The organism is Bradyrhizobium sp. UFLA01-814 (assembly GCF_046718885.1).
GTDB lineage: Bacteria > Pseudomonadota > Alphaproteobacteria > Rhizobiales > Xanthobacteraceae > Bradyrhizobium > Bradyrhizobium elkanii.
The window spans coordinates 1-6,113 of the sequence record NZ_JAQOSR010000284.1; the positions used below are offsets into that span (position 1 = coordinate 1).

4 protein-coding genes are annotated in these 6,113 nt (G+C 66.8%); 1 reads left to right on the top strand and 3 read right to left on the bottom strand.

The window, feature by feature from the left end; all coding sequences use genetic code 11:
- Positions 1-89: 89 nt before the first annotated feature.
- Both PMN64_RS41365 and PMN64_RS41370 read right to left on the bottom strand, forming a co-directional pair.
- Entirely contained in the window at positions 90-2,525 is a 2,436-nt protein-coding gene (locus tag PMN64_RS41365; RefSeq protein ID WP_411784924.1) for an adenylate/guanylate cyclase domain-containing protein, read from the bottom strand.
- A gap of 134 nt (positions 2,526-2,659) precedes the next feature.
- Positions 2,660-4,717 (bottom strand): AsmA family protein, encoded by a 2,058-nt coding sequence (locus PMN64_RS41370; RefSeq protein ID WP_411784925.1) that lies wholly within the window; start codon positions 4,715-4,717, stop codon positions 2,660-2,662.
- A 214-nt stretch (positions 4,718-4,931) separates the two neighbouring features.
- On the opposite strand from PMN64_RS41370, the gene PMN64_RS41375 reads away from it, so the two are divergent.
- Positions 4,932-5,606 (top strand): Crp/Fnr family transcriptional regulator, encoded by a 675-nt coding sequence (locus tag PMN64_RS41375; protein ID WP_016845951.1) that lies wholly within the window; start codon positions 4,932-4,934, stop codon positions 5,604-5,606.
- 243 nt (positions 5,607-5,849) lie between these two features.
- Here the strand turns inward: PMN64_RS41375 and PMN64_RS41380 are convergent.
- Positions 5,850-6,113: helix-turn-helix domain-containing protein (locus PMN64_RS41380; RefSeq protein WP_411784926.1), on the bottom strand; the 264-nt coding region annotated here is incomplete at its 5' end.

Genomic DNA, 6,113 nt, shown 5'->3' on the forward strand with positions numbered 1-6,113 from the left:
GACCGAAAGCCGTACCTACAGACCAAACCGACATAACAGTTGCCGGGTCGCGCTTCGCTTGCCCGGGACGACGTGGGGAGAGAGCGGGGCTACTCCGCCGCCGCTTCCGCGCTCGGCTCGCCCTTCCAGCTCAGGATCTCCGCGGCAAGGATCGGATGATTGAATCCCTTCAGCACGAGGTCGTCGATGGCGCGGCCGTCGACGAAGGGTTCGACCATGCCGTAGACGCGGCGGCTCACCACGATCTGGCCGGCCTTGGCCTCGCCGCACAGGCGGGAGGCGAGGTTGGTGACGCTGCCGATCGCGGCATATTCCAGCCGCTGCTCGAAGCCGACCTGGCCGAGCGTGGCATAGCCGAGCGCAATGCCGATGCCGAAGCCGAGGCTATGCCCGCGGTTGCGCCACTTCTCGGTCAGCGGACCGACCGTGTCGCGCATTTCCACCGCCATCTTCACGGCGCGCGCGGTGTGGTCGGCAAGCTGGATCGGCGCGTTGAACAGGATCATCACGCCGTCGCCGGCATATTTGTCGAGGGTGCCTTCATATTTGAAGATCAGCTTGCCGAGCGCGGCGTGATATTCGCGCAGCACGTTCATCGCCTCTTCCGGCTCGGTCGCCTCGGTGAAGGCGGTGAAGCCGCGCAGGTCGCAGAATACGACGGTGACCTCGCGGCGGTGGCTGTCGAGCAGGCCCTCGGGATTGTCGGACGAGGCGATCAGCTGCGCCACCTGCGGCGCCAGGAAGCGCTCGAGCCTTCGGATGCGCTCGATCTCGCCGAGCTGGGTCTCGACCCGCTGCTCCAGCGACTTGTTCCAGTCCTTGAGGGCTTCGGTCTGCTCGCGCAGCTTGTCGGCCTGCTCGCGCACGGTGGCGTTGGCCTCTTCCAGCGCGTGGCTCTTCTGGTCGACCTCGGTGAACAGCCGCGCGTTGCGCATCGCCAGCACCGCCTGGTGCGCGAAAGTCTTCATCAGGCCGATCAGGCTCGACGGGAAATCGCCGGCCGCCTTGCGCAGCACCACCAGCGCGCCGAGCACGCCTTGCTGGTCGACCAGCGGCACCACAAGCACGGAGCGGAAGCCGGCGCCGACCACGACATCGCGCAGCGGATGATCGGGCTGGTCGGTGAGATCGGGAAACGCCAGCGGCTCGCCCTTGGCCGCGGCGTCGCCGAGCGGGCTGTTTGCCGCATCGATCGCGCGATGATGGCCTTCGGCTCCGCTGTCGATGCCGATCGATTGCGTCAGGGTGAAGCTGCGCCGTGCGGCGTCATAGCCATAGATCAGCACGGCGTCGGCATGGGTGATCTCGAGCGCGCGGGCGCCGACCGTCGGCAGCACGGCGGCAAGATCGAGCGAGGACGCCACCGCGCGGCCGACCTCCTCCAGTACCTTCAGCTCGTTGATCGATTGCGCGAGGTCGCGGGTGCGCTCCTTCACCTTGGCCTCGAGGTCGGAATAGGTTTCGGCCAGCTGCGTGGCCATGCTGTTGAATTGGCCGGCGAGCTCCTCCAGCTCATCTGAAGTCTTCACCTCGATGCGATGGCCGAAGTCGCCGGCGCCAAGCCGCCGCGCGCCGGTGCGCAGCGCGGTGATCGGCTCCAGCATGCGCCGCGCCAGGATCGTGCCGGCGATGATCGCGACCACGAGGCCGAGCGCGATCAAGAGCGCGATGCGCACCAGCTGGTCGCGGATCGGCGACAGCGCCTGCGCGGTCGGCTGCTCATAGAACACGTGCCAGCCGAGGTTCGGCGCGGCCGTTGCTGTGGTCAGCACCGCGTTGCCGTCGACATCCTTGCCGGAGGCGATCGGCCTGCCGCCGGGCGAAAGCACCGCGGCGACCTGCGGCAGCGCGGCAAGATCCTTGCCGACCTCGGGGCCCTTCGACGAGCTCGCCAGCACGCGGCCCTTGCCGTCGACGACATAGGCATGAGCGAGCCGGCCGACCTGGGAATCGCCGAAATAGTCATTGAGGAAGCGCAGGTCGATCTCGGCCATGGTGACGCCGGCATTGAAGCCGGAATGCTGCTCGCCGATCGACATGAACGGCCGCCCGTCGCGAAAATACGCCGGCGCATAGGCGGTGCCGCGGGCGATGGTCTCGGTGAACCTGCCATCGCGGGAGAAGTCGGCGTTGGAGTTGACGGTGGTGGTCTGGCGCGACAGCCGCAGCAGCTCGCGGCCCTGGCCGCTGATCAGGGTGAGCTGGCTCACCGCCGGCACCTGGCCGAGCAGCTGGGCATAGTCGGCGCGGCGCAGCTCGATCGTATTGGAGGAGGCGCGGGTCACCCAGGAGATCTGGCGCTCGAGGTCGGAGATCGCCTGCTCGATGCGCTTGGCGGTGGCGTCCGCCTTCTCGCTCATCGCATCCGTCAGCGTGCCCTTGATGCCGCGGTAGCTGATCCAGGTCTCGAGCGCGCCGTTGACCGCGAGCACGAATACGACGAGGCCGACCAGCGCGAGGACATATTTGGCGAACAGGCCGCCGCGCAGGAACCAGTTCTTGCCCTTGTCCGTAGCCGCGTTCATCCAGCCTCGTCCGCCCCTCGCATCAATCGGGTGCGCCGCACGATCCGCCGCTGTTTAGCACGGATCGGCGAGGCGGGGCGGCCGCTCGGGCCGCATGGTTATCCCTTCATATCGGCGGGGGATGTCCGGGAATATCAGCGATTGAACAGCTGACGCAGCACGTCCTTCATCGCCGGACTGTCGTGCTGCTCGGCGGTCTCGCCGGGCGGAGGGGGCGGTGGCGGGGCCGGATCGGCGGCCGGCGGCGCGTCCGCCTCGGGCTTGGCCAGGCTGCGGCTCGGCCGCGATGCGTTGCCTTGATTGAAGGTGGAGAGGCCCTGCTGCAGCAAATTGCCGATGGTGTCGCCAAGCTGCCCGCCGAGCGGGTTGCTCTGGCCGGCGCCGCCGCCGGGTGGCTGGCCGGTGCCGGGCTGCGCGCCGCCCTGCACGCCGTTGAGCAGATTGGTCAGCCCGTTGAGGCCTTCACTCAGCCCCTGGCCGTTCGCCCCGAACAGGCCCTTGCCCATCTCCTTGAGCTTGGCATAGGCCGCCTGCGGATTGTCGAGGATGCCCTGCATCTCCGGATAGATCCGCGGCGATACCCAGGGTCCCTCGAGCATCACGGGGATGCCGAGGCCGACCGGATTGCCGGCGCGGCCCTGGCCTTCGGTGGTCATCACGAGCTGCGGCTCGACGCGGAACCCGATCTGGCGGGTGTTGAGGTCGATGGTGCCGATCCCGGTCATCTTCACCAGCGGGCCGATCAGATTGAGATCGGTGGTGACGGCCTGGCCCTTGTCGACCTTGAATGACGCCGAGAGCTGGCTGAGATCGGTCGACAATTCCTGGCTCTCCTGCCAGCCCGACAAGGTGCTGGTGGTGAGGCTCCGGATCATCTGCGCCACGTTGAGGCCGAGGATCTTGCCGTCCTGGAACACGACGAAGGCGGTGCCGGCGAGATTGCCGACGATGGCGCGCTCGCTGCCGCCTTGCGCGGTCAGCGCGATCTTGGCCTGCATCCTGCCGTCGAGCTTGTCGAACTCGGCAAGGCTCTTCAGCACCGGCAGCGCGCGCACGCCGGCGAGGTCGAGCCGCAGCGCGTAGGTTGGATTCGTAGCTCGCGCGTCGATGGTGACGTCGCCATTGGCGGTGCCCTCATAGGCGCCGAGATTGGCGAGCCGGCCCTTCAGCACGCCGCTGTCGATGGACGCATCGATTGCCGCCTGCGCAAAGCGGCCGTCGCCGATCACGAGCTCCGCCGCCGAGATGCGCGCCTGCGCGTCGACATAGTTGAGCCCGGCAAGGTCGATCGACGCGTTGCTCCAGGTATTGGTGCCGAGCGGCTGCGCGAAGCCGGGCTGGCCCGGCGGCATCGCGATCGCAATGCGCTGGAAGTCGAGATCGAGCTTCACCAGCGGCTTGTTGCTGGCGAAATCGACCGACGCCCAGCCGGTGAAGCCGCCATCGCCGAGCGTGCCGGAGACGCCGTTGAACATCACCACCGTGCCGTTCAAGCGCGCTTCCGCATTCGCCTTGATCGCCGCGGGCAACAGGCCGGGCGCATCGATGCTGAATTCGGCCGGCACGCTCTGACGCTCCAGCGGCGCTTGCGGCGCGGTCGCGCGGATCTCGAACCTCAGCGGCTTGTCGCCGGCGTGTGCATCACCCGTCACGACGATCTTGCGGTCGTCGCCAATGGTCGCGTCCGCGTTGAGCGTCTCGACCCGGTTCTCGACCCGGTCGCGCACATTGGAGAGCACGATGGTTCCGCCGGTGATGCTGACATGCCGGATCGTGATGCCGCCGCCATCGGACGCGGAGGATTTCGCCGGCGGATTGTGGTCGCGGGTGCGCTCGCGCTGCAGCGGCAGATTGATCACCGGCTTGACGATCGAAAGGTCGGTGATGTCGGGCCGGCCCGACCACAGGCTCGACAACGTCATCTCGGCCCCGACGCTAGCGGCTGCGAACCGGTTGTTGACGTCGCGCCCCCGCGGGTCCTGCAACACGACATCGCTCAGCGTCAGATTGACCCTCGGCCAGAGGCCTATCTTGGCGCCGCCATTGATGGTGAGCTTGTAGCCGGTCTCGCGCTCGACCCGATCGGTGATCGCAGATGTGAGGAACGAGGACGGGATCCCGACCGCTGCGACCAGCGCGATGATCACGATCACGGCAGCGATGGCGGCCCCGGCGAATTTCAGTGCTCTCATGTCGTTGTTCCAGGCCGGCAAGCGGGGTTCCGTTGCAGAAAGTCACGGCCGATCACACGAGTTTATCCCGCAAGCGGGATCTGGCTCCAATGACCGGAAAAATAATCCGTTACCGCATGAACTTATGTGACCTCTCCCACACTCTTATGAGGGTGATTTTTGCTAACCGGGCGTCAGGGGATCGGCTCGGATGGATTTGGAAGGCAGCAGTACAATGAGCAAACAGGCCGAATTTGCGGTCATTCTGAAGATGAATCCGATGTTCGCCGATCTCGGTGCGGACGAATTGCAGCGGCTTTCCGGCCTCTGCCACACCCAGCAGCTCGCGACCGGCGAGGTGCTGTTCCAGAAAGGCGATCCCGGCGATGCCCTGTTTGGGGTCCGCCGTGGCCAGATCCGGATCGAGACCGGTGCTTCCGACGGCAGCCGGCTCACACTGAACTTCATGGGATCCGGCGACCTGTTCGGCGAAGTCGCGGTGCTCGACGGTCAGGACCGCACCGCGGATGCGACCGCGGGCGAGCCCAGCGAATTGTTCGTGTTGCGGCGGCAGGATTTCCTCGGCTTCCTCGAGCGCGAGCCGAAGGTTGCGGTCAGGCTGATCGAATTGCTGTGCCAGCGCATCCGCTGGCAGAGCGAGCGGATGGAAGAATCCGTGCTGCAGCCATTGCCGGTCCGCCTCGCACGGCGGCTGTGCGCGCTGGCCGAGGATTTCGGTTCCGAGGTGCACATCTCGCAGGAACAGCTCGGCATCTTCGTCGGCGCCGCGCGCGAAAGCGTCAACCGGCAGCTGCAGACCTGGCGCAGGGACGGCATCGTCGACCTGCAGCGCGGCCGGATCATGCTGCACAACATGACCAAGCTGACGGCGGTTGCCCGCAACGACTAGAGCGGGCGCGCATGCAACGCGCGCGAGAAGATTCTTTCGCGCGCTTTGCTCGCGAATGTTGACGCACTCCTGCCTAAAAGACGTGCTTGCATGATGAGGCCGGTACCGCTTTCATCCGGCCGCCGGTCCTTGGGGTGACACCCAGCCTTTGCTGGCCTCACGCCATCCACCTGCAAACCCCTGCGGTCTCTCCCGTTGACCGCAGGGGTTTTGCGTTCCGGCAGATGCGTGACGCGAATCAGCCTACCTCAACACCACTTCGGGATCGGCCCAGCGCAGATACTGGCGCGGCGCGGCGCCGAGCTCGCGCTTGAACATTGCGGCGAAAGCGCTCGGGCTTTCATAGCCGACGTCGAGCGCAACGCAGGTGACGGCCTCGCCGGCGCCGAGCCGCGCCAGCGCTTCGAGCAGCCGCACCCGCTGGCGCCAGGCCGCAAAACTCTGGCCGGTCTCGCGCCGGAACAGACGTGTCAGCGTCCGCCGGCTGAGCTGGCAGCGATCGGCCCA